Source organism: Streptomyces sp. NPDC054794 (assembly GCF_053611585.1).
The window spans coordinates 56848-74796 of record NZ_JBSHAQ010000036.1; the positions used below are offsets into that span (position 1 = coordinate 56848).

19 protein-coding genes and 1 pseudogene are annotated in these 17949 nt (G+C 72.5%); 14 read left to right on the plus strand and 6 right to left on the minus strand.

Features of this window, described 5'->3' with window-relative positions:
* Positions 1 to 174: 174 nt before the first annotated feature.
* Positions 175 to 831 carry a trimeric intracellular cation channel family protein gene (locus tag ACWGKT_RS31810; RefSeq protein ID WP_356149204.1) on the plus strand — a complete coding sequence of 219 codons (657 nt, stop codon included), beginning with the start codon at positions 175 to 177 and terminating at the stop codon, positions 829 to 831.
* Here the strand turns inward: ACWGKT_RS31810 and ACWGKT_RS31815 are convergent.
* Positions 740 to 1975 carry an alpha/beta hydrolase gene (locus tag ACWGKT_RS31815; protein ID WP_356149201.1) on the minus strand — a complete coding sequence of 412 codons (1236 nt, stop codon included), beginning with the start codon at positions 1973 to 1975 and terminating at the stop codon, positions 740 to 742. The genes ACWGKT_RS31810 and ACWGKT_RS31815 overlap by 92 nt on opposite strands.
* 152 nt (positions 1976 to 2127) lie before the next feature.
* Here ACWGKT_RS31815 and ACWGKT_RS31820 point away from each other — a divergent pair, with 152 nt between their 5' ends.
* Positions 2128 to 2988: a thioesterase family protein gene (locus ACWGKT_RS31820; RefSeq protein WP_356149198.1), complete on the plus strand. Its 861-nt coding sequence runs from the start codon at positions 2128 to 2130 to the stop codon at positions 2986 to 2988.
* On the opposite strand, the gene ACWGKT_RS31825 is transcribed toward ACWGKT_RS31820, so the two are convergent.
* Positions 2975 to 3562 carry a TIGR03086 family metal-binding protein gene (locus ACWGKT_RS31825; RefSeq protein ID WP_453276398.1) on the minus strand — a complete coding sequence of 196 codons (588 nt, stop codon included), beginning with the start codon at positions 3560 to 3562 and terminating at the stop codon, positions 2975 to 2977. The genes ACWGKT_RS31820 and ACWGKT_RS31825 overlap by 14 nt on opposite strands.
* 100 nt (positions 3563 to 3662) lie before the next feature.
* Here ACWGKT_RS31825 and ACWGKT_RS31830 point away from each other — a divergent pair, with 100 nt between their 5' ends.
* Both ACWGKT_RS31830 and ACWGKT_RS31835 read left to right on the plus strand, forming a co-directional pair.
* Complete coding sequence (locus ACWGKT_RS31830) at positions 3663 to 4640, plus strand: helix-turn-helix transcriptional regulator (protein ID WP_453276399.1); 978 nt, start codon at positions 3663 to 3665, stop codon at positions 4638 to 4640.
* A 140-nt stretch (positions 4641 to 4780) separates the two neighbouring features.
* Complete coding sequence (locus tag ACWGKT_RS31835; protein ID WP_453276400.1) at positions 4781 to 5161, plus strand: hypothetical protein; 381 nt, start codon at positions 4781 to 4783, stop codon at positions 5159 to 5161.
* A 113-nt stretch (positions 5162 to 5274) separates the two neighbouring features.
* Here ACWGKT_RS31835 and ACWGKT_RS31840 read toward each other — a convergent pair whose 3' ends face one another.
* Positions 5275 to 5907, minus strand: coding sequence for a TetR family transcriptional regulator (locus tag ACWGKT_RS31840; protein ID WP_356149186.1), 633 nt, complete (start codon positions 5905 to 5907; stop codon positions 5275 to 5277).
* A gap of 121 nt (positions 5908 to 6028) precedes the next feature.
* On the opposite strand from ACWGKT_RS31840, the gene ACWGKT_RS31845 reads away from it, so the two are divergent.
* The 3 genes from ACWGKT_RS31845 (at position 6029) to ACWGKT_RS31855 (ending at position 7786) form a co-directional block, all read left to right on the plus strand.
* Positions 6029 to 6196 (plus strand): hypothetical protein, encoded by a 168-nt coding sequence (locus ACWGKT_RS31845; protein WP_235456543.1) that lies wholly within the window; start codon positions 6029 to 6031, stop codon positions 6194 to 6196.
* A gap of 32 nt (positions 6197 to 6228) precedes the next feature.
* Positions 6229 to 6507 (plus strand): DUF4190 domain-containing protein, encoded by a 279-nt coding sequence (locus ACWGKT_RS31850; protein WP_356149184.1) that lies wholly within the window; start codon positions 6229 to 6231, stop codon positions 6505 to 6507.
* A 115-nt stretch (positions 6508 to 6622) separates the two neighbouring features.
* The gene (locus ACWGKT_RS31855; RefSeq protein WP_453276401.1) at positions 6623 to 7786 is read left to right on the plus strand and encodes a cysteine desulfurase family protein; all 1164 of its coding nucleotides are present in this window, start codon (positions 6623 to 6625) and stop codon (positions 7784 to 7786) included.
* 39 nt (positions 7787 to 7825) lie between these two features.
* On the opposite strand, the gene ACWGKT_RS31860 is transcribed toward ACWGKT_RS31855, so the two are convergent.
* A complete protein-coding gene (locus ACWGKT_RS31860; protein WP_453276402.1) occupies positions 7826 to 8494 on the minus strand; it encodes an N-acetylmuramoyl-L-alanine amidase in 669 nt (222 codons plus the stop codon).
* A 60-nt stretch (positions 8495 to 8554) separates the two neighbouring features.
* Here ACWGKT_RS31860 and mnmA point away from each other — a divergent pair, with 60 nt between their 5' ends.
* Positions 8555 to 9685 carry a tRNA 2-thiouridine(34) synthase MnmA gene (gene mnmA, locus ACWGKT_RS31865; RefSeq protein ID WP_453276403.1) on the plus strand — a complete coding sequence of 377 codons (1131 nt, stop codon included), beginning with the start codon at positions 8555 to 8557 and terminating at the stop codon, positions 9683 to 9685.
* On the opposite strand, the gene ACWGKT_RS31870 is transcribed toward mnmA, so the two are convergent.
* Together ACWGKT_RS31870 and ACWGKT_RS31875 are read right to left on the minus strand one after the other, a co-directional pair.
* Positions 9682 to 10464, minus strand: a complete 783-nt coding sequence (locus tag ACWGKT_RS31870) for an alpha/beta fold hydrolase (protein WP_453276404.1) — start codon at positions 10462 to 10464, stop codon at positions 9682 to 9684. The two genes, mnmA and ACWGKT_RS31870, sit on opposite strands and share 4 nt — an antisense overlap.
* Positions 10465 to 10501: 37 nt before the next feature.
* The gene (locus tag ACWGKT_RS31875; RefSeq protein WP_356149173.1) at positions 10502 to 10825 is read right to left on the minus strand and encodes a DUF427 domain-containing protein; all 324 of its coding nucleotides are present in this window, start codon (positions 10823 to 10825) and stop codon (positions 10502 to 10504) included.
* Positions 10826 to 10876: 51 nt separating this feature from the next.
* Here ACWGKT_RS31875 and ACWGKT_RS31880 point away from each other — a divergent pair.
* The 6 genes and pseudogenes from ACWGKT_RS31880 to ACWGKT_RS31905 all read left to right on the plus strand — a co-directional run bounded on the left by ACWGKT_RS31880 (position 10877) and on the right by ACWGKT_RS31905 (position 17904).
* A pseudogene (locus ACWGKT_RS31880) lies at positions 10877 to 11177 on the plus strand (hypothetical protein).
* Between the two features lie 7 nt (positions 11178 to 11184).
* On the plus strand, positions 11185 to 11883 hold the full coding sequence (locus tag ACWGKT_RS31885) for an SDR family oxidoreductase (RefSeq protein ID WP_356149226.1): 699 nt from the start codon (positions 11185 to 11187) through the stop codon (positions 11881 to 11883).
* A 109-nt stretch (positions 11884 to 11992) separates the two neighbouring features.
* Positions 11993 to 12196: a hypothetical protein gene (locus ACWGKT_RS31890; RefSeq protein WP_453276405.1), complete on the plus strand. Its 204-nt coding sequence runs from the start codon at positions 11993 to 11995 to the stop codon at positions 12194 to 12196.
* The gene (locus ACWGKT_RS31895; protein WP_453276406.1) at positions 12189 to 13196 is read left to right on the plus strand and encodes a methionine synthase; all 1008 of its coding nucleotides are present in this window, start codon (positions 12189 to 12191) and stop codon (positions 13194 to 13196) included. Before ACWGKT_RS31890 ends, ACWGKT_RS31895 begins: the two co-directional genes overlap by 8 nt.
* Before the next feature lie 15 nt (positions 13197 to 13211).
* Positions 13212 to 15407 (plus strand): NAD-dependent DNA ligase LigA, encoded by a 2196-nt coding sequence (gene ligA / locus ACWGKT_RS31900; RefSeq protein WP_453276407.1) that lies wholly within the window; start codon positions 13212 to 13214, stop codon positions 15405 to 15407.
* Positions 15408 to 15666: 259 nt separating this feature from the next.
* Complete coding sequence (locus ACWGKT_RS31905; RefSeq protein WP_356149163.1) at positions 15667 to 17904, plus strand: putative bifunctional diguanylate cyclase/phosphodiesterase; 2238 nt, start codon at positions 15667 to 15669, stop codon at positions 17902 to 17904.
* Positions 17905 to 17949 lie beyond the last annotated feature (45 nt).

Genomic DNA, 17949 nt, shown 5'->3' on the forward strand with positions numbered 1-17949 from the left:
GCCGTTGTATCCCAGGGCGCAGCCGCCCGCGGCGGTTTCCACCCAAATGTCGGGCTATACCGGGTTCACCCCCACCAGGGTCCTGGTCGCGCTCTTCTGCTTTTTACGGCAGGAAACGGCCGCGTAAGCCTGGCTTTGTAAGGTTCACGCCTCTCGGCAGGTAAGAATGTAAGGGTGCTCCAGCAACTCTTCAGCCCCTCCGTCCAGCACACGATCGACGTCATCGGCATCTTCGTGTTCGCCATCTCCGGCGCGCTGCTGGCCGTGCGCAAGAACTTCGACATCTTCGGCATAGCGGTCCTCGCCGAGGTCACCGCACTCGGCGGGGGGCTGTTCCGTGACGTGGTCATCGGGGCCGTGCCCCCGGCCGCCTTCACGGACCTGGGGTACTTCATCACCCCGCTGTTCGCCGCCCTCCTGGTCTTCTTCCTGCATCCCCAGGTGGAGCGGATCCAGGTCGGCGTGAACATCTTCGACGCGGCCGGCCTGGGGCTGTTCTGTGTGGCGGGCACCACGAAGGCGTACGACTACGGCCTCAACCTCACCGCCTCGGCCACCCTGGGCCTCGCCACCGCGGTCGGCGGCGGCGTGCTCCGGGACGTACTCGCCAACGAGGTGCCCTCGCTGCTGCGCTGGGACCGGGACCTGTACGCGGTTCCGGCGATCGTCGGCGCCACCATGGTGGCGCTGTGCATCCACTACGACGCGCTGAACCCGTTCACCAGCGGCCTGGCCGTGGTCACCGCTTTCGTGCTGCGCCTTCTCGCGATGCGCTTCCACTGGCGAGCGCCGCGCGCCTGGAATCGACGGTCGACGGTGACGGAGGAGTAGCGCCGGCCCCCGCTCCGGGGCGGCTCTTGCCCATCTGCAGCGTCAGCCAGCGGAAGACCGTCGTCACCTGCGGCCGCCACAGCGCCATGTTGTGGCCGCCCGCACTGCGCGGCACGAACTGGACGTGCACGGTCGTCGGTGCCTTGGCCACCGACTGGAGGGCCAGGCCCGCCTGGTAGCCGTCGCCCGACTGCCCGGAGATGTACAGCGCGATCGCGGGCGGAACCGCCGCCTTCTTGAGAAGGAGGTAAGGATTGTTCGCGGCGCGCACGGCCGGGTTCTGGGCGGCCAGCGAATTGCGCTCGCTGATCGGGTCGTTGTAGCCGGACATGCCGACCGCGGCCCGGTACCGGTCGGGGTGGGCGACCGCCAGCTTGACCGCGCAGTGCGCGCCGGCCGAGTACCCGGCCACCGCCCAGCCCTTGGGGGCGGGCTCGGTGCGGAAGTTGTCCATGACCATCTTCGGCACGTCGATGCTCAGCCAGCTGTCGGCGTTGACGGTGCCCGTGATGTTGGCGCAGCCGGTGTCCACTCCGGCCAGCAGGGTGGTGCGCGGAGACACCATGATGAACGGCGCCACCTGGCCGCTCTGCATCAGCGGCAGCAGCTGCTCGTGGGCCTTGAGCGTGCCGAACCAGGCCTTCGCGGAGCCGGGGTAGCCGGGCAGCACCTCCACGACGGGGAACCGGTGGTGGCGGTAGGCGGGCTCGTTGTACTGCGGCGGCAGCCAGACGTAGACCTCGGCGTTCACGCCCGAGACCCGGCCCTTGAGCTGGGTGACCCGCACCCCGCCTGCCGAGTGCATGCCCGGCCCCGCGGCCCGGTGGAACTGCTGCTTGACCTTGGGCAGCTTCTTCACCGCTATCCCACCGGTACCGTCCCGACCGAGGTCGATGGCCTGCTGCACGTGGTCGCCGGTGCCGAGCAGGTCGGCCCAGTTGTCGTACAGGTTGTTCGAGTTGTTGACCAGCACGAAGACCAGGGTCACCGCGGTGCCCTGGGCGAAGAGGAGCATCAGCACCCGGGCCGCGGCGCGCACGGACCGGGGGCCGCGCAACCGCGACCACAGGACAAGGGGCAGTATGAGGGCGACGACGGCCAGCGCCATCGCGGTGTAGAGGAACGGAGTCCCGGTGAGGCTCATGTCCCCATAGAGGGGATTGACGGCCTCCGGGTTGTGGACGTGTCCTGACACTTACCGAGAAATTGCCGGAACCTCACCCAGCAGGGGGACGGATCGCCTCGCGGTAAGAGAAAAAGCTACCGCTTAGTAATTTCCTGTTGTACGGTTCACGCATGGCAGAAGCAGCTACCGCACCCGCCGCGCGTGCCTCGATCGGCGACAGCGAGTTCGACCGCGACACGGCGGTCACCCGGCGCGAGCCCGGTGTCTACGACATCGACCTGTCCGCAGGCTGGACCATCTTCGGCGCCGTCAACGGCGGCTATCTGCTCGCCGTCCTCGGCCGCGCCCTCGCGGACGCCCTGCCGCACCCCGACCCGTTCACCATCTCGGCGCACTACCTGACGGCCTCCCGGCCCGGCCCCGCGGTGATCCGCACCGAGACCGTGCGCACCGGCCGCACCCTCTCCACCGGCCAGGCCTCGCTCTTCCAGCGGGACGAGGCGGGTCACGAGGTCGAGCGCATCCGCGTCCTCGCCTCCTACGGCGATCTCGGCACGCTCCCGGACGACGTCCGCACGACGGCCCGGCCGCCCGCGTTCCCGCCCCTGGAGCACTGCATCGGCCCGGAGGACGGTCCGAGCCCGGTCGACGACACGTCCCCCATCGCCGAGCGCCTGATGCTCAAGCTCGACCCCAGCACCCTGGGCTGGGCCCTCGGCGCCCCGTCCGGCAAGGGCGAGATGCGCTCCTGGTTCGGCCTCGCCGACGGCCGGGACGCCGACCCCCTCGCGATGCTGCTCGCGGTGGACGCCCTGCCGCCCACCGCGTTCGAGATCGGCATCTCCGGCTGGGTCCCCACGGTCGAACTGACCGTGCACGTGCGTCACCGCCCGGCCCCCGGCCCGCTGCGGGTGTCGATCACCACCCGCAACCTGGCCGGCGGCTTCCTGGAGGAGGACGCCGAGGTCTGGGACAGCGCGGACCGGCTGGTCGCGCAGTCCCGCCAGCTGGCCCGGGTCAAGCGCGGCTGAGCGGCTCGCGCCCCAGCCAGGCCGCCAGTCGCCCGTAGACGTCGGCTCCCTCGGCGGCCTCCCGTACGGAGCCGAAGGGGCCGCCCGTCCCGCGCTCGGCGTCGGGCAGCACGCGGCGCGCGACCGCGAGCGCGAACTCGGCCGGTTCGGGGTCGAATTCGTACGGGCCGCCGAGGGCCTCGGCGAGGTCCCAGGTGTGCGTCACGATCTCCATCACGTAGCCGGACAGCGCCGCGTGGCCCGGGACCTCGCCCCAGGGCACGCGCACGGTCGCGGCCATCCGCTCGTCGGGCTCCCAGGCCCGGACGGCCCGCGCCCTGGCCTCCTCGTACGCGGCCGCCCAGTCGTCGTCCCCGACGCCTTCGGCGAAGGGGTGCACGGCCAGGCCGTCGCCGCCCTCGCCGACCACCGCGATCCGCAGCGTGCCGCCGACCATGTGGCTCAGCAGGGTGCGGACGTCGAACTCGGAACAGGGCGTCGGCCCGGCCAGGTGCTCGGGCCCCACGGTCTTGACGAGTGCGGCCGCCTGCTCGGTGGCGCGGGTGTAGAGGGGGCGGGGGTCGATCGGGTTCATGGTGTGCCTCTCCGTGCGTCGGTGTGGCGAGGATCGGCGAATAACCTGACAGTTTCCGTCAACATTTGCCTCGGACGCTCCGGGGCGCGACCCTGACCGGGTGAAGTCCGACCGCCTGCTGTCGATCCTGTTGCTCCTGCAGACCCGCGGCCGGGTCCCCGCGCACGAACTCGCCGACCGGCTGGAGGTGTCGGTGCGCACCATCTACCGGGACGTCGAGGCCCTGTCGGCCTCGGGCGTCCCGGTGTACGCCGAGCGCGGGCGGCACGGCGGCATCGAGCTCCTCGCCGGATTCCGTACGGACGTGACCGGGCTGACCGCCGACGAGTCCCGGGCGCTGTTCATCCTGGCCGCCCAGGGCGCGCACGCCGCGCTGGGCCTCGACGCGGCGCTCGGCTCGGCGCTGCGCAAGGTGATGGCCGCCCTACCGGCGCCGCATCGCCCCGCGGCGGAGGTCACCTCGCGCCGCATCCTGGTCGACGCCACACGCTGGCGGGGCGGCCCGCGCAAGCTGGTCGACCTGGCGGTGCTGCAGGACGCGGTGTTCGCCGACCGGCGGCTGCGGCTGCGCTACCGGCACGGCGGGGAGCGGGAGACGCGGACGTACACCGTCGATCCGTACGGCCTGGTCGCCAAGGCGGGCATCTGGTACCTGGTCGCCGACCGGCGGGCGAAGCCGCAGCTGTTCCGGGCGGACCGGGTGGTGTCGGCCACGCTCCTCGACGATCCCGTGCGGCGCCGGCCCGGCGTCGAACTCGCCGACGCCTGGGAGGTGCTGCGCCGCCAGGTCGAGGACCGGCCGGGCGGCGTCGACGTCACCGTGCGGGTCCACCGGGAGCGGCTCGGCCTGTTCCTGCGCCTGACGGCCCCGTCGCTGGCCGAACCCCCCGAGGACGACGGCGAGAGCGAGTGGGTGACCGCCCGGCTGACGTATCCCGCGGTCCTCGCCGCCCGCCAACTCCTCGTGTTCGCCGACCGGGTGGAGGTGCTCTCGCCGCCCGAGGTGCGGGCGCATCTCGCCGAGGCGGCGGGTTCTGTCATGGCCTTGTACCGGCCGTCGGCCCGGACCGCCGACTGACGTCGCAGGTCGACGGGGGTCCTTGGGACGTGCTTTGCCCGATTGACAGGCCAGGGACAGGGCGGGCCCAAGAACGGCTCAGGCGCCGTTGATTGAGTGCCCGCCTCAGGTCCCTCTCGTCTTTCGTGGAGCTGTCCCTCATGAAGCGTGCACGCCTCGTCCCCGCCGTCGCCCTGCTGGCGCTGTCCCCGCTGCTGCTGACCGCGTGCGGCTCGGGCGACTCCTCGTCCTCCGGCGGCAACTCCGGTGCGCGGAAGGGCTGTCAGGCGCCCTCCGGGCTGCCCACCGGCGGCGCCTCCGGGCGCCCGAGCGGCGCCCCGTCCGGCATGCCGACCGCTGCCGCGGGCAGGCCGACCGGCACGGGGACCGGCGTCCCGAGCGGCGCCCCCTCGGGCATGCCGAGCGGCGGGCCCGGCGGCGGCCAGGGCGGCCCCGGAGGCGCTCGGGGCGGCGGCTGCGGCGGCCCCGGCGGCGGGCGGCCGGGGCAGGGCCAGGAGGGGCAGCAGGCCCGGCAGGGCTGAGCGGGAGGGCCGTACGAAGGCGTACGGGGTTCGGCCGTACGGAAGGCGTACGGGATACGAGGGGGCGGCGCGTCCGGGATGCGGGCGCGCCGCCCCCTCGCGTCGTGGCGGGGTCAGCCCAGCCAGTGCCGGCGGCCGATGGTGATCAGCCGCAGCTGGCGGGTCGCGACCTGGGCGACGCGCTCCAGCTCGTCCTCCGAGGCCGAGGCCTCCAGCGCCTCCAGGAACAGGGAGGCGGTGATGAGCATCTGGTCGACGTAGAGGTGCGCGAGCATGCGCAGGTCGTCGTCGTTCCAGCCCGTCGCCTCGGGGTCGTTGGCCAGTTCGGCCTTGACCTCCTCGGCGAACCGGGTCAGTTGGGCGCGGATGGCCTCCCGCACCGGCTGGACGCCGCCGTGCCGTTCGCGGGCGATGAACCGGACGTGCGCGGGGTGCGTCTCCACGTGCCGGGCGATCAACCGGATGGCGCGGGTGATGCGCTCGTCGCTGTCGCCGGCCGTGGACACCGCCGTGTGCACCATGGGGTGCAGGCTGCCGAGCGCCTCGTCGACGAGCGCGACGCCGAGGTCCGCCGTGGAGCGGAAGTGCCGGTAGAAGGCGGTCGGGGCGACGCCCACGGCACGGGTGACCTCGCGCAGGCCCAGGCTGCTCAGGCTCTGCTCCTCCAGCAGCCCGAGCCCCGCGTCCAGGAGCGCCTGCCGGGTCTTCTGTTTCTGGGCCTGCCGGATCCCAAGGGTGTGACTCATGTCATCCAGTTAACAACTGTTCTCCGGAATTGAAAAGCCGTGCGGCGCGCTAGACTCGGAGTCAGTGAACAACTGTTACTACAACTGTTCACCGAAACTTTACGGAGGGGGATCGAATCCCATGCTGTTCCTTGTCGCCGCGCTGATGCTGCTCGGTGTGGTGCTGGGCACCGTCGCCCACGCGCCGCTGGGCGTCACCGCCGTCGTGGCCGCCGTCATCGCCGTCTGGCTCGGCGTCTTCGCGCTCCGCGAGCGCCACGGCCGCCGTCGCCACTCATCGGCCAACTGACCGTCCGAACCGACTTTCAGGAGCTGAGCACCATGCAACTCACCGCACCGGCCCGGGGCCGCACCGAAACCCGTACGCCCACCCGCGACGCCGACGGCATGGCCGTGGCGTCCTTCATCCTCGGCCTCCTCGGCCTGCTGGTCCTCAACGTCTTCCTCGGTCCGATCGCCATCGCCCTGGCCGCCGTCGCGCTCTGGCGCGGTACGAGCCGCCGCGGCCGCGCGTACCTGGGCCTGGGGCTGGGCGTGGCCGACCTGGCGGTCCTGGTGGTCGCCATGGAGCTGTCCCACACCGTGTCGTGGAGCCTGTGAACCCGAGGAACGAGCCCTGACCGACGGCTGACGCCCCGAGGACGACGGGGCACGGCCGCCACCGCCCGGCCTTGACGCAGGGGCGCCGAACGGGGCCCGTAGAATCGGGCTCACCATGGCTTACCTCGACCACGCCGCGACCACCCCCATGCTCCCGGAGGCGGCAGAGGCACTGACTGCCGCGCTGAGCGTCACCGGCAACGCCTCCTCCCTCCACGCGTCCGGCCGCGCGGCCCGCCGCACGGTCGAGGAGTCCCGCGAGACGCTCGCCGACGCCCTCGGCGCCCGCCCCAGCGAGGTCGTCCTCACCTCCGGCGGAACCGAGGCAGACAACCTGGCCGTCAAGGGCCTGTACTGGTCGCGCCGCGACGCCGATCCCCGCCGCACCCGGGTCCTCGCCAGCCCCGTCGAGCACCACGCGGTCCTCGACGCCGTCCACTGGCTCGGCGAACACGAGGGCGCCACCGTCGAGTACCTCCCCGTCGATGCCTACGGCCGCGTCCACCCCGACGCCCTGCGCGAGGCCGTCGCCCGCGATCCCGACGACGTCGCGCTCGCCACCGTGATGTGGGCCAACAACGAGATCGGCACGGTCATGGCCGTCCGTGAACTGGCCGACGTGGCGGAGGAGTTCGGCATCCCCCTGCACGCCGACGCGGTCCAGGCCGTCGGCCAGGTCCCGGTCGACTTCGCCGCCTCGGGCCTCGCCGCGATGACGGTCTCCGGCCACAAGATCGGCGGCCCGTACGGCATCGGCGCGCTCCTCCTCGGCCGCGAGTACACCCCCGTACCGGTCCTGCACGGCGGCGGGCAGGAGCGCCATGTCCGCTCCGGCACCCTCGACGTTCCGGCCGTTGCCTCCTTCGCGGTGGCCGCGCGGCTGGCCGCCGAGCAGCGCGAGTGGTTCGCCCGCGAGATCGGCGCCCTGCGCGACGCCCTGATCGAGGCCGTCCGTACGGCGGTTCCGGACGCGATCCTCGGGGGCGACCCCGTCGACCGCCTCCCGGCCAACGCCCACTTCACCTTCCCGGGCTGCGAGGGCGACTCCCTGCTGCTGCTCCTGGACGCCCAGGGCATCGAGTGCTCGACCGGTTCCGCCTGCACCGCCGGCGTCGCCCAGCCCAGCCATGTCCTGCTCGCCACCGGCGCCGACCCGGACCTGGCCCGCGGCACCCTGCGCTTCTCCCTCGGCCACACCTCCACTCGGGCCGACGTCGACGCCGTCGCCAAGGCCATCGGCCCCGCGGTCGAACGCGCTCGCGCCGCGGGACTCAGCTGAGGTCCGCGGCGCCACCGCCCACCACCGCGTGCACGCGCGTCACTTCGCGCTCGCCCGGCTCACCAGCCTCATGTACCGGCCCCAGTCCCAGTACCGCCCGGGATCCGTGTGGTCGGTGCCCGGCACCTCCACGTGCCCGATGATGTGCTCCCGGTCGACCGGTATGCCGTACCGCCCGCATATCGTGGCCGTCAGCCGCGCCGAGGACGCGTACATCGCGTCCGTGAAGGACGAGGCGTGCTCCACGAACCCCTCGTGCTCGATGCCGACGCTGCGCTCGTTGTACGACCTGTTCCCCGCGTGGAACGCCACGTCCAGCTCGCGGATCAGCTGGGTCACGCGCCCGTCCTTGCGCACGATGTAGTGCGCCGCCGCCTCGTGCGCCGGGTCCTGGAAGACCTTCACCGCGGTCCGGTAGCTGCCCTGGGTGACATGGACGACCACCCGGTCGATCCGGTAGTCGTCGGGCCGGTCCGCCCGCCGGTAGTTCGCCGGGGACGCGGCCACCCAGCGCGCGCCCCGGAAGTCCACCGCCCCCGCCACCCGCGACTTCTCCACACCCGGCAGCCGCCACCACAGGTGGGAGAGCTCGTCCCGGGCGAGCGCGGCCGTGCCGACGGCGGCCGCGGCCCCGCCGATGAGCAGGGCCCGCCGCCCCAGCCGCCGATCCGAGTCGCCGCTCGCCGCACCCGCCCGTGTCGCCCCCATGTGATCGTCAACGCATACGCGCGGATCCCGGTTCCCACGCACCCGTACCCTGGAAGGGTTATGACTGAGACACCGCAGCGCACCCGCCCCCTCCGCGTCCTCGCCGCCATGTCCGGCGGCGTGGACTCCGCCGTCGCCGCCGCCCGCGCGGCCGAGGCGGGCCACGACGTGACCGGCGTCCACCTCGCGCTCTCCGCGAACCCGCAGTCGTTCCGCACCGGCGCGCGGGGCTGCTGCACCATCGAGGACTCGCGTGACGCCCGCCGCGCCGCCGACGTCATCGGCATCCCGTTCTACGTCTGGGACCTCGCCGACCGTTTCCGCGAGGACGTCGTCGAGGACTTCGTCGCCGAGTACGAGGCCGGCCGCACCCCCAACCCGTGCCTGCGCTGCAACGAGAAGATCAAGTTCGCCGCCCTGCTCGACAAGGCGCTGGCCCTCGGCTTCGACGCCGTCTGCACCGGCCACTACGCCAAGGTGATCGTGAACGAGGACGGCACCCGCGAGCTGCACCGCGCCTCCGACATGGCCAAGGACCAGTCGTACGTCCTCGGCGTCCTGGACGAGAAGCAGCTCGCGCACGCCCTGTTCCCGCTGGGCGACACGGTGACGACCAAGGACGAGATCCGCGCGGAGGCCGAGCGCCGCGGCCTCGCGGTCGCGAAGAAGCCCGACTCGCACGACATCTGCTTCATCGCCGACGGCGACACCCAGGGCTTCCTCGCCTCCCGCCTCGGCAAGGCCGAGGGCGACATCGTCGACGAGTCCGGTGCCAAGATCGGCTCGCACGAGGGCGCGTACGGCTTCACCATCGGCCAGCGCAAGGGGCTGCGCATCGGCACCCCGGCCGCCGACGGCAAGCCGCGCTACGTCCTCGACATCTCCCCGGTCGACAACACGGTGACCGTCGGCCCGGCCGCCGCCCTCGACGTCACCGCCCTCACCGCGATCAAGCCGCGCTGGTGCGGCGCGGCGCCCACCGGCCCCGGCACGTACACCGCGCAGCTGCGCGCGCACGGCGGCGAGACCGAGGTGACGGCCCATCCCGTGGACGGCGAGCTGCGGGTGTCCTTCACCGAGCCGGTCCGCGGCGTCGCCCCCGGCCAGGCGATCGTCCTGTACGACGGCACGCGCGTGGTGGGCTCGGCGACGATCGCCTCGACGACCCGCGCGACGGCCGCGGCGGTCTAGGAGCCGGCGAAGAACTCCGCCAGCACCGGTGCGAGCACGTCCGGGTCCACCATGTGGGTCTGGTCCTCCAGGGTGCGGTACGAGCCCTCGGGTGCCGTCTCCGCGACCGCCCGGGTGGCCTCGCGCAGCCAGGCGGGGCTCGCCCCGCCCGCGACGGCCAGCACCGGGACGGTGATCGCGGCCAGCCGTTCCCGGGGCACCAGTCCGTCGCCCATCACGGCGTCGTCGTAGGCCAGGGTCGGCGCGATGGCCTCCATGTCGGCCCAGATGGGGGACTGACGGGCGCCCTGGATCATCGTCTCGGCCAGCCCGGTCAGCCGCAGGAAGTGCTCCACGGCGTCGCCGTGCCGCCCCTGAGCGAGGGCCTCCGTCAGGTTGCGGGTGTACCGCGCGCGTTCCTCGGCGCCGCCCTCGTACACGGCGAACGGCGGCTCGTACACCGCCACCTGACGGACCGGCAGCCCGCTCGCCGCCGCCGTGAGCGCGAGCGCGCCGCCCGACGAGATGCCGTACAGGGCCGCGTCCCCGCCCACCGCCTCGATCAGTGCGGCCAGGTCCTCGACCTCGCGGGCCACGGCGTACGGCGGGGTGTCGCCGCTCGCGCCGCGGCCCCGGCGGTCGTACGGGACCACGGTGAAGCGGTCCGCGAGCCGCGCGGCCAGCGGGGCCACCGTGGCGCCCGTGGACATCGCGCCGCTCACGAGGACGACCGCGGGGCCCTGCCCGGTGCGTGCGTACGCGAGGGGCGTCCCGTCGCGCGAAGTGATCTGCTTGTCCATGCTTGTGGAGACTGCCACCGCCCGGGCGGCTCGTCGGTTACGACACTTCTACTTCGTAGAAGCAGAAGTGTCCCTTGATCCGGGCGACCCCGTCCTTGGGCTCGGGATAGGCCCATACGAGGTCCTTGGCGTCCGGCAGGGACCAGTAGGACGCAGTGCCCTTGAAGGGGCAGTAGGTATGGGTGTCGGAGGGCGTGAGGAGGTCGACGCGCACGTCCTCGGCGGGGAAGTAGTACCGCGGGGGACAGCCGGTCTCTCGCAGTACCAGCGGGCGGCTGGACTCCGCCAGCACCTGCTCCCCGTGCACCACGCGCACGCGCTGCTCGCCCTGTTCGATGGTGATCGTGTGTCCTTCGGCCATACACCGAACAGCACCCGCGGGCCCGCGGTTCTTCCCGCCCAGGCTGGCTCCATGCGAATCTGCGTCTTCCTCTCCGCCGCCGACCTCGACGACCGCTACACACGACCCGCGCGCGAGTTCGCGCGACTGATCGGCAAGGGCGGTCACACTCCCCCACTGCCTTAAGGGCGTGGGGGCACCCAAACCGGTGGTGGTCATGAACTCCGCCGGCTTCTACGACGGCCTGAAGCAGCAGTTCCGCCGCATGGAGGCCGCGGGCTTCCTGCCCCGCCCGCTGAGCGACCTGGTGTTCTTCCCGGAGGAGCCCGCGGGGGCGCTCGCCCACCTGGAGGAGCGTCTGGGCGTCGAATGATGCGAGCATGGCGGGCATGGCTCTTCATGTGATCACCGGGGCGGGCTCCGGCATCGGCGCGGCGGTCGCCCGCCGTCTGCACGCGCGCGGGGACGAACTCGTGCTGCACGCGCGCGACGCGGGCCGCGCGAAGGAACTGGCGGGGGAGTTCCCCGGCGCCCGCACGCTGGTCGGCGACCTCTCGGACCCGGACAAGCTCTCCTGGGCCTTCTCCCACCAGTCGCTCCCGGACCGCGTGGACTCGCTGCTGCACATCGCCGGGGTCGTCGACCTCGGCCCGGTCGGCGAGCTGACCCCCAAGTCCTGGCGCCACCAGCTCAACGTCAACCTCGTCGCCCCCGCCGAGCTCACCCGCCACTTCCTGCCGCAACTGCGCGCCGCGCGCGGCCACGTGGTCTTCGTGAACTCCGGCGCGGGCCTGAACGCCCACGCCGGCTGGTCCGCGTACGCCGCCTCCAAGCACGGTCTGAAGGCGCTGGCCGACTCCCTGCGCCAGGAGGAGCACGACAACGGCGTCCGGGTCACCTCCGTCTACCCCGGCCGCACCGCGAGCCCGATGCAGGCCAAGGTCCACCAGCAGGAGGGCAAGGAGTACGACCCCGAGCGGTGGATCGACCCCGAGTCGGTGGCGACGACCCTCCTGATGGCCATCGACCTGCCGAGGGACGCGGAGGTCAACGACCTGACAGTGCGCCCCGGGCGATGAGAGGGTCGCCGACGAGGTCCAGGTCTGGCTGGACGAGGTCTGGGACGGCACCGAGGCCGCGCTGATCCTGCGGGGCGGCGACGGCGCCGGGCCGCTCGGCCGCCGCCCCGTGCCGGCCGAGATCTACGACGACGACGCCCTCGCGGAGCTGCGCGTCCTGACCACGACCGGCGACTTCAGGGGCGACATCTGCCGCTTCCGCAACAACCTCACGGTCGCCGACCCGGTCGGGCTGCTCGGATTCCTGGAACGGCACGTGGCACACCCGTTGAAGTCACCCCCGGTCGGTTGCATAGGCTTCCGGGGTGAGTGAAAACAGCCAGTTCAGGTTCGGCGCCGCCACCGGTGTCGGGTCCATGCCCGGCGGGGACGCCCGGGAGACCGTCAAGACCGTCACCGGCAGCTTCGAGGACTTCCCGTTCCTGCCGGAACTGCCCGGCCGGGGGCCCGGCGCCGACATGATCGGGCGGACCGCCGGGATGCTCGTGGAGCTGTACGCGCGCGTGGAGCCCAGCGGCTGGCGGCTCGGCGACCGGCCGGGCCGTGACACCAAGCGGGCCCGGTCCTGGCTGGGCGAGGACCTCGACGCCCTGGAGGAGTTCACCCGGGGGTACGAGGGCCCGCTCAAGGTGCAGGCGGTGGGGCCCTGGACGCTGGCCGCCGCCGTCGAGCTGAGGAACGGCGAGTCCGTCCTCTCCGACGCCGGCGCCTGCCGCGACCTGGCCGCCTCCCTCGCCGAGGGGCTGCGGCTGCATCTGGCCGAGCTGCGCCGCCGCATCCCCGGCGCGGAGCTCGTCCTCCAGCTCGACGAGCCCTCGCTCACCGCCGTTCTGCGCGGCCAGGTCAAGACCGCCAGCGGCTACCGCACGCACCGCGCCGTGGACCGGCAGGTCGTCGAGGCCGGCCTGCGGGACCTCGTCGCCGCGCACGCCGACGGCCCGGTCGTCGTGCACTCCTGCGCCCCGGACGTCCCGTTCGCGCTGCTGCGCCGGGCGGGCGCCGCCGCGGTCTCCTTCGACTTCTCGCTCCTCACCGAGCGTGACGACGACGTGATCGGTGAGGCCGTGGAAGGAGGGACACGGCTGTTCGCCGGTGTCGTGCCGACCACGGAGGGCCCGTTGTCGGACCCGGCCGGTAGCGTCATGGGTGTCAGGACGCTGTGGCGCAGGCTGGGGCTGCATCCGGGGCTACTCGCGGAGGCGGTGACCGTCACCCCGGCATGCGGACTCGCGGGCGCTTCCCCCGCGTACGCGCGCCGGGTTCTCGCGCACTGCGTCCGGGCGGCGAGATCCCTCGCGGACAACCCTGAGTGACGGGAGGACCACACGGTGGCCGGCGACAAGCAGCAAGCGGAGACAGCGGTGCCCGCCGAGGCACGGGAGCAGCACGCGCGGCTCGCCGAGCAGATCGAGGAGCATCGCTTCCGGTACTACGTGAAGGACGCTCCCGTCGTCAGCGACGCGGAGTTCGACCGGCTCCTGCGTTCGCTGGAGGCGCTGGAGGAGGAGTACCCCGAGCTGCGCACGCCCGACTCGCCGACCCAGAAGGTCGCCGGGGCGTACCAGACGGAGTTCACCTCGGTCGAGCACCGCGAACGGATGCTGTCCCTGGACAACACCTTCAACGACGACGACCTCGCCGCCTGGGCCGACCGCATCGCCCGTGAGCTCGGCGACCAGGAGTACCACTTCCTGTGCGAGCTGAAGGTCGACGGCCTCGCGGTCAACCTCACCTACGAGCACGGCCGTCTCACGCGCGCGGCCACCCGCGGCGACGGCCGCGCCGGTGAGGACATCACGCCCAACGTCCGCACGATCGCGGAGATCCCGGACCGGCTGCACGGCGACCACGTCCCCGACCTCGTGGAGATCCGCGGCGAGGTCTACTTCCCGATGGAGAAGTTCGCGGAGCTCAACGAGCGCCTGGTGGCGGCCGGCGACAAGCCGTTCGCCAACCCGCGCAACGCGGCGGCCGGTTCGCTGCGCCAGAAGGACCCGCGGGTCACCGCCACCCGCCCGCTGCACATGGTCGTCCACGGCATCGGCGCCCTGGAGGGCTACGCGGGCCTCACCCGTCTCTCCCAGGCCTACGACCTGCTGGGGACCTGGGGCCTGCCCACCTCCCCGCACAACCGGGTGGTCGACGACCTCGACGGCGTACGGGAGTTCATCGCGTACTACGGCGAGCACCGCCATTCCGTGGAGCACGAGATCGACGGCGTGGTCGTCAAGCTCGACGAGATCCGCCTCCAGGGCCGCCTCGGCTCCACGGCGCGCGCGCCGCGCTGGGCCATCGCGTACAAGTACGCGCCGGAGGAGGTCAACACCAAGCTGATCGACATCAAGGTGGGCGTCGGCCGCACCGGCCGCGTCACGCCGTACGCCCAGGTCGAGCCGGTCCATGTCGCGGGCAGCGAGGTCGAGTTCGCCACGCTGCACAACCAGGAGGTGGTCAAGGCCAAGGGCGTGCTCATCGGCGACACCGTGGTGATCCGCAAGGCCGGTGACGTCATCCCGGAGATCCTCGGTCCGGTGGTCGATCTGCGCGACGGCAGCGAGCGCGCGTTCGTGATGCCGGCCGAGTGCCCCGAGTGCGGGACGGCGCTGCGGCCCATGAAGGAGGGCGACATCGACCTCCGCTGCCCCAACGCCCGCACCTGCCCGGCCCAGTTGCGCGAGCGCGTGTCCTACCTCGCGGGCCGCGAAGCCCTGGACATCGAGCACTTCGGCGACGTGGCGGCCGCGGCGCTCACCCGCCCGCTGGAACCGGCCGAACCGCCGCTGGTCGACGAGGGCGACCTGTTCGACCTGACGGTGGACAAGCTGCTGCCCATCAAGGCGTACGTCCGCGACCCGGACAGCGGCCTGCCCAAGCGGGACCCCGTCACGGGAGAGGCGAAGATCGCCACGGTCTTCGCCAACCAGAAGGGCGAGCCGAAGAAGAACACCCTGGCCCTGCTGGAGAACATCGAGGCGGCCAAGGGGCGCCCGCTGGCCCGCTTCCTCAACGGCCTCTCCATCCGGCACGTGGGTCCGGTGGCGGCGCAGGCCCTGGCCCGCGAGTTCCGCTCCATCGACCGTATCGAACAGGCGACCGAGCAGGAGTTGGCGAGCGCCGACGGCGTGGGGGGCATCATCGCCGCCGCCCTCAAGGAGTGGTTCGCCGAGGACTGGCACCGCGAGATCGTCCGCAAGTGGAAGGCCGCCGGAGTTCCCCTGGAGGACGAGGCGTCCGCGGAGGACGAAGGACCCCGTCCACTGGAAGGGCTTACTGTCGTCGTCACCGGAACTCTGGAGCACTTCACCCGCGATGGCGCCAAGGAGGCACTGCAGGGTCGCGGAGCGAAAGTGACCGGCTCGGTGTCGAAAAAGACATCTTTCGTCGTTGTGGGTGACAACCCGGGATCAAAGTACGACAAGGCAATGCAGCTCAAAGTGCCTGTTCTGGACGAGGACGGCTTCGGTGTCCTGTTGGAACAGGGGCCGGAAGCGGCGGCCGAAGTCGCGCTTTCGGCCGAGGAGTAGCGGTTGAAGGCCACCCGATCGGCGCATATCAGATGCATACGGGTGGTCGGGGCGCATTCGGGCAACCGTCGACGACCGCTGCCCGTGAATGCCTTCTGCGGCCTACTGTTGAGATGTGCGCCTGCCGTGCCCAGCTGCGGTCGGGGCATCCCCGTGCTCGCGCGGAGTGCGGGGAAGGGTTTTCCAACGCGGAGCCGTTGAGGGTCGTCGGGCATCGGACCGCGTGGCGTGGGCACCGCCGGCTGTGAGAGGGACGGGAATGGAACCGACCGAGAGCGCCGCCCCAAACTCACGGCTGCGTCTGCGCCGCCGGGCATGCGCGTGGCGGGGGAGTCGGTGGGTGGCGCGGACCGTGCAGCGCCCGCAGCCCCAGCCGCGCCCCGCCGGCCCCCGCACCGCACCGGACGCCCTGACCCCCGTACCGCTGGCCATCGAGCCCGCCCCCGCGCTGCCGGGCGCCGAACCCGAACGGCAGCTGTCCTGGCCCGCGCTGCCGGCCGTCGTCGTCGCGGCCGCCGGATTCGCCCTGGGCGCCGGCTTCCTGCGCGCGTTCACCGGCCACCACGCGCTCTTCCCCTCCGGCTCGGTCGGCTGGTCGCTGGCCGTGCTGACCGGCATCATCGTCGGCCACCTCGTGATGCTCGGCCGCTCCCGCTGGTGGGGCGGCACCGGCTCCGGCGCCGCGCTCACCCTCGCCGTCCTGCTGCTGTACGGCTGGGTGCCCGCCGGAATGGTCAGCCTCACCGTCGTCGTGCTGGTCGGCATAGCCCGCCGCAACCGCTGGCGCCAGGGCGTGCTGCACGGCGCGGTGGACATCCTCGGCATCGGCGCCGGCGCCCTGGTGCTCGGCGCCTTCGGCCGCGTACCGAGCGTCGAGGCGCCCTGGAGCCCCGACCGCTGGAGCGTCAGCACCGTCCCGCAGGTCGTCCTGGTCGCGGCCGCCTATCTCGCGGTCACCCGCGTCCTGCTCTGGTACCTGCACGCCCCGCCCGGCGGCCTGCCCACCGTCGCCCGCACCGCCCTGGTCAGACAGGGCCTGGTCGCGGTCGCGCTGCTCGGCATAGCCCCGCTGGTCTGCGTGGTCGCCGACGCCCAGCCGGTGCTGCTCCCGCTGTTCGCCATCCCGCTCATCGCCCTCGACTCCACCCTGTGGATCGCCAGAGCCCGGGCGGAGGAGCAACTGCGCGACCCGCTGACCGGGTTGCCCAACCGGCAGTGGCTGCTGGAGCGGATCTGGACGGCCCTCGACGACGCCGAACGCATCGGCGCACGGGCCGCGCTCATGCTGATCGACCTCGACCGTTTCCGTTCGGTCAATGACACTCTCGGCCATCTCGCCGGTGACCGGCTGCTGCTGCAGATAGCCGACCGGCTGCGGCTGGCCCTGCCGCGCGGGGCGGAGGCCGCGCGGCTCGGTGGCGACGAGTTCGCCGTGTTACTGCCCGTCGCCGACTCCACGACGTCGGCGACCCGTGTCGCCCGCAGTCTGGTGGCCGCGCTCAGCTCGCCGCTGGACCTCGACGGGCTCACGCTCGTGCTGGAGGCCAGCGCGGGTGTCGCCGTCTTCCCCGACCACGCCCTGGACGCCGAGGGGTTGCTGCGCCGGGCGGACGTCGCGATGTACCAGGCGAAGCGGGACCGCACGGGCGTCGAGGTCTACGAGTCCAAGCGGGACTCCAACACACCGGACCGGCTCGGGCTGCTGGGCGATCTGCGCCGCGCCCTGGACGCGCACGAGGTCCAGCTGCACTACCAGCCCAAGGTCCGCTTCGACGGACAGGTCGCCGGCCTCGAGGCCCTGGTGCGCTGGGTGCATCCCGAGCGCGGGAAGGTGCCGCCGGACGAGTTCATAGCGATCGCCGAGTCCTCGGGGCTGATGCCCCATCTCACCGAGTACGTGCTGGAGACGGCCCTCGCACAGGTCGCGCGCTGGCGCGCGCAGGGGCTCACGGTGCCGGTCGCGGTCAATGTCTCCCCCCGTGACGTCCACACGCCGGGGTTCGCCGGATCGGTGGCCGCGCGGTTGGCCCGGCACGGGGTCCCGGCCGGGGCGTTGCAACTGGAGATAACCGAGCACGTGCTGCTGGAGGACCCGCAGCGCGCCGCCGACACGCTCGCCGGGCTGACCGGGCACGGCGTGAAGATGTCCCTCGACGACTTCGGTACCGGGTACTCCTCGCTGGTGCATCTGCGCCGGCTGCCGGTCAGCGAGCTGAAGATCGACCGGTCGTTCGTGGCGCGGCTGGCCGTGGACACCGAGGACGCGGAGATCGTGCGCTGCACCGTCGACCTCGCCCATTCGCTCGGGCTGCTCGTCGTCGCGGAGGGGGTCGAGGACGACGAGACGTGGGAGCGGTTGCGGGATCTCGGGTGCGACGCCGTGCAGGGGTGGCTGGTCGCCGCGGCGATGCCGCCGGACGAGACGACGGCGTGGCTGCGGGCACGGGGGTCGCGGGGATGGCAGCGTCCGCGGGCCGCCCTGCCGGCGGGGGAGTGACGGGACTTTCCCACCCGCCGACCTGTGTGTCGTAGGGGTGTTCGC

Coding starts and splice junctions, on each gene's coding strand:
- ACWGKT_RS31815 (WP_356149201.1), bottom strand. CDS start 1,975: ATGAGCCTCACCGGGACTCCGTTCCTCTACACCGCGATGGCGCTGGCC.
- ACWGKT_RS31820 (WP_356149198.1), top strand. CDS start 2,128: ATGGCAGAAGCAGCTACCGCACCCGCCGCGCGTGCCTCGATCGGCGAC.
- ACWGKT_RS31825 (WP_453276398.1), bottom strand. CDS start 3,562: ATGAACCCGATCGACCCCCGCCCCCTCTACACCCGCGCCACCGAGCAG.
- ACWGKT_RS31835 (WP_453276400.1), top strand. CDS start 4,781: ATGAAGCGTGCACGCCTCGTCCCCGCCGTCGCCCTGCTGGCGCTGTCC.
- ACWGKT_RS31840 (WP_356149186.1), bottom strand. CDS start 5,907: ATGAGTCACACCCTTGGGATCCGGCAGGCCCAGAAACAGAAGACCCGG.
- ACWGKT_RS31845 (WP_235456543.1), top strand. CDS start 6,029: ATGCTGTTCCTTGTCGCCGCGCTGATGCTGCTCGGTGTGGTGCTGGGC.
- ACWGKT_RS31850 (WP_356149184.1), top strand. CDS start 6,229: ATGCAACTCACCGCACCGGCCCGGGGCCGCACCGAAACCCGTACGCCC.
- ACWGKT_RS31855 (WP_453276401.1), top strand. CDS start 6,623: ATGGCTTACCTCGACCACGCCGCGACCACCCCCATGCTCCCGGAGGCG.
- ACWGKT_RS31860 (WP_453276402.1), bottom strand. CDS start 8,494: ATGGGGGCGACACGGGCGGGTGCGGCGAGCGGCGACTCGGATCGGCGG.
- mnmA (WP_453276403.1), top strand. CDS start 8,555: ATGACTGAGACACCGCAGCGCACCCGCCCCCTCCGCGTCCTCGCCGCC.
- ACWGKT_RS31870 (WP_453276404.1), bottom strand. CDS start 10,464: ATGGACAAGCAGATCACTTCGCGCGACGGGACGCCCCTCGCGTACGCA.
- ACWGKT_RS31875 (WP_356149173.1), bottom strand. CDS start 10,825: ATGGCCGAAGGACACACGATCACCATCGAACAGGGCGAGCAGCGCGTG.
- ACWGKT_RS31885 (WP_356149226.1), top strand. CDS start 11,185: ATGGCGGGCATGGCTCTTCATGTGATCACCGGGGCGGGCTCCGGCATC.
- ACWGKT_RS31905 (WP_356149163.1), top strand. CDS start 15,667: ATGGAACCGACCGAGAGCGCCGCCCCAAACTCACGGCTGCGTCTGCGC.